Here is a 3,212-nt window from a genome sequence, read left to right as displayed (position 1 = left end):
GCCTCGTGCCCCACCCCCTCCTCGGTCAAATTTGGGCGAATACCCCGACGGGTCGGGCGGCCTTGAGCCATTGCCAAGTTCTTCGCCGCAACCCAACTACGAGTCTCCTCAGCGTCCAGATCCCCACAGGTCGGCCCCATCAGATCCGTATTCACCTCGCCAGTGTGGGCCATCCGCTCTGGCATGACCCGCTCTATGGTCCAGAGGGCCAGCCCTCTGGGGAGAACGTCCCCGGTGATACGGGCTACCTCCTCCACGCTGAGCACCTCGGGTTTGAGCATCCCCACAGTGGTGCTTGGTTGGCACTCACCTGTCCGCCCCCAGAGCCTTTGCAGTAATTTCATGGAGCCTAACGACCTTGGATAAGCGCGTGTAAATACCGGGTAAAGATTTGATATGGAAACCTAACATTAGGACAAGGTGAGCGAACCAAGCATGGGGGAAGTCAGATGATCCGTTTGTTGAAGTGGCTGAGTAGTCTTTTTGTAGCTAAGGAAGCTGCTCCCTCTGTCTTGACCGTAGCTCCCAGAGTTCCCCCATCCCCGGCCCCCACGCGTCAACCCACCAGTAGCGAGACCCGGATTGCCTTTTGGCAAAATGCCATTTCCGCTAATTTCCGGCCTGAGATGCAGGAATTGGTGATTTATTTTTGCGTTACTCGCTCCGCTAGCCGCGCCCAAAATATTCAACAGTCGGTCCTAGGACAACCCGAAATCGCGGAATTCCCCTGCCGCGCTGAGGTCTTGCGGTTGGTGGGCTGGGAATTTGATAAGCCCCACGTCATGATCCAAGTCAGTGCCACCGGAGAACAAGCCTGGACCTGTGAACAGGTGAATGAAGCGGGTCTACGCGAACCCTTCGGCTACGTCGTCCTCTCCTCGGCCTATACTGCCGGACTCGTCAACTCCATGACCATCGCCCGTCATGAGTTACGTGAACGCTCAGTTCGTTTTTTGTTGAATGAAGACTCCTCCTGCCTGCGTCTGTCGTCCTAGAGCAAGGAACAACCGTTAGTCCGACGGCTGATACTGCTTTGGTCAAGGGTAGTTAACTAACTCTCCCTCAGGGATCAAAGATCGGGGACAATGGCTTAAGTGATGCAGGACACGTTTGGAGTCGCGCCTTTGTCCGGGGTCCCCATGCAAGCCTTGACCGTCCTTGTGGTAGACGACCACTCGGTATTCCGTAGCTGTGTGCGGCAACTGTTGGAACGCTCTGACCACTGTTGGCGTGTGCAGGAGGCCCAGTCTGCTGAGGAATGCCTGGACTTGGTGCATCGGGAGTGCCCAGACTTGATTTTGATGGACATTAACTTACCTGGTCAAGATGGCCTGACTGCCACCCGCGAAATCCTCAAACACTATCCACAATTGCCAATTTTAATTTTGACCAGTCTGGAGGTCGAGGAATACGAGGAAGAAGCTAAAGCCCTCGGCGCCTTGGGCATTATCTCTAAATGTGACCTGTCGGTACGGAAGCTCGAAGACTTAATGGCGGGGGTGGTCCATGGCTGAGGGGAGCGATAGTTTCACCGCCTTGGTTGGACTTGCCAATTTGGAGCAACTACAACAGGCGTTTGAGGAGATGTGTCAGTTGCCCGTAGTCTTCACGGACTTAGACCATCATCCTTTACTCACCGACACCACCGTGGGACCCCTGCGCTTTAGTGTGCCAATTGAGAGCAATGGGCAGACCATTGCCCGCCTCGCTTTTGGCCAGAGTGATGTCGCGCCCAAGGTAATGCGAGCGGTCGCCGCCACCCTTCAAACTATTGCTAACCTGATTGCTCAACAGGCCGCGATTGCCTACCAAAATAAAATTCTCAGTCAACAGATGGTCCATCTCTCGATTGGTGTCACCCAAGCCCACGAGGAGGAACGCCACCGGATTGCCCGTGAACTCCATGATGAAATCACCCAGGGCCTATCGAGCATTGGTCTGGGACTGGACCTAGTGATGATGGACCTCGGTGGGGAACACGCGGTCTACTCCGCCCTCGAACAACTCCAAATCCAGGCCACCGAACTGACCCGTCAGATCCGCCGCATGAGCCAAGACCTGCGCCCCCCGGCCCTCGATAATTTCGGCTTGGTCCCTTCGCTGCGGCAATACATCAAACGCTTTGGGCAACAGAAACAAGCCCCCACCGTGGTCTTCCAGGTGGAAGGTGAGATGTACCGCCAGCCCCCAGATATTGAACTAGCCATTTTCCGGGTGGTCCAGGAGGCGATGAACAACGCCTACAAACATGCTCGCGCCCATGAGATTACCGTGACCCTAGCCTTCGGAGAGGAATCCCTGGACTTGAGTGTGGTAGACAATGGGCGGGGGTTTGAGTTGGGGGAGGACCTGAGTTTGCTCGCCAGCGAGGGGCATCTCGGGCTGATTGGGATGCAAGAGCGCATGGCGGCGGTAGGTGGTAGATGGCAAGTGGAATCTAACCCCCAACAGGGTTGTCAAATCTTGGCTCACTGCCCCCGTGTCCTCGACCCCTCCGCCCCGTCTTAAGCCTCACGCCTACTGTCCGGTATCTTCCTCGGTCTTACCCGGCATGGCGGTCCTTGTGTTTTCTATTTGTTGGCGTAGTTGGTCAATTTCTGCCACTTGGTCCAGGTTGCCTGCTTGGGTGAACTGGGTGCGGGCAATTTCGAGTTGGGTGCGGGCGGCGGCGGGGTCGTCTTTTTGGAGGAGCCGGGCGAAGTTGAGCCGTGCCCAACTGGCTTGGGGATCAAGCTGGATGCCGAGTTCGTATTGGGTATGGGCTTCCTCGCTTCTGCCGCCTTGTTCTAAAAGTAGGGCTAGCTGTAAGTAGGGTTCAGCTTGGTTGGGGGCACGTTCGATGGCTTGGCGTAGCTGGGTTTCTGCATCGGGAACGGGGTCGCGGTTGGGGGATTCCTCAATTGGCGCAGGGCTTGGTCGGGCGGTGGGTTCCTGAGCGGTGCGTTCAGCCGTGGGCAGAGACTGAATTGCCGGGGGAGTTTTTTCCACAGCAGGGAATACATCTTTAAACACCGTGAGCAGACTTTTGGGTAACAAGAAGGGGACCGCCAGACCCAGCCCGACCGCCGCTAGGACCGCCGCCCCTAAACGTAAGCCTAGAGGACGCCTCTTCACGGGCGGGGCCACTTCCGTTGGCGCAAGGGCAGCGGCAGGATGGGAGCGGGTGGGGGTCGAGAAGGAAAGCAAGTCGGTGGTCCGGGTGGTAACGGGGC

General features: G+C 57.0%; 5 protein-coding genes. 4 read left to right on the top strand and 1 reads right to left on the bottom strand.

The features are described 5' to 3' along the window. The 4 genes from HFM78_RS11850 to HFM78_RS11835 all read left to right on the top strand — a co-directional run. Positions 1-338: pseudouridine synthase (locus HFM78_RS11850; RefSeq protein WP_287129654.1), on the top strand; the 338-nt coding region annotated here is incomplete at its 5' end. Between the two features lie 111 nt (positions 339-449). Further along, entirely contained in the window at positions 450-995 is a 546-nt protein-coding gene (locus HFM78_RS11845; RefSeq protein ID WP_287129653.1) for a hypothetical protein, read from the top strand. A gap of 102 nt (positions 996-1,097) precedes the next feature. Then, positions 1,098-1,514, top strand: coding sequence for a response regulator transcription factor (locus HFM78_RS11840; protein ID WP_287129652.1), 417 nt, complete (start codon positions 1,098-1,100; stop codon positions 1,512-1,514). Next, positions 1,507-2,508, top strand: a complete 1,002-nt coding sequence (locus HFM78_RS11835; RefSeq protein WP_287129651.1) for a sensor histidine kinase — start codon at positions 1,507-1,509, stop codon at positions 2,506-2,508. Before HFM78_RS11840 ends, HFM78_RS11835 begins: the two co-directional genes overlap by 8 nt. 9 nt (positions 2,509-2,517) lie before the next feature. Here HFM78_RS11835 and HFM78_RS11830 read toward each other — a convergent pair. After that, positions 2,518-3,212: tetratricopeptide repeat protein (locus HFM78_RS11830; protein ID WP_287129650.1), on the bottom strand; the 695-nt coding region annotated here is incomplete at its 5' end.

This window comes from Candidatus Cyanaurora vandensis, assembly GCF_013285555.1.
Lineage (GTDB): Bacteria > Cyanobacteriota > Cyanobacteriia > Gloeobacterales > Anthocerotibacteraceae > Cyanaurora > Cyanaurora vandensis.
This window is presented reverse-complemented; position numbering and strand designations above follow the sequence as displayed.

Bases quoted from the DNA above. Each gene is read 5' to 3' on its own strand.
- HFM78_RS11845 (WP_287129653.1), top strand. From the start codon at position 450: ATGATCCGTTTGTTGAAGTGGCTGAGTAGTCTTTTTGTAGCTAAGGAA.
- HFM78_RS11840 (WP_287129652.1), top strand. From the start codon at position 1,098: ATGCAGGACACGTTTGGAGTCGCGCCTTTGTCCGGGGTCCCCATGCAA.
- HFM78_RS11835 (WP_287129651.1), top strand. From the start codon at position 1,507: ATGGCTGAGGGGAGCGATAGTTTCACCGCCTTGGTTGGACTTGCCAAT.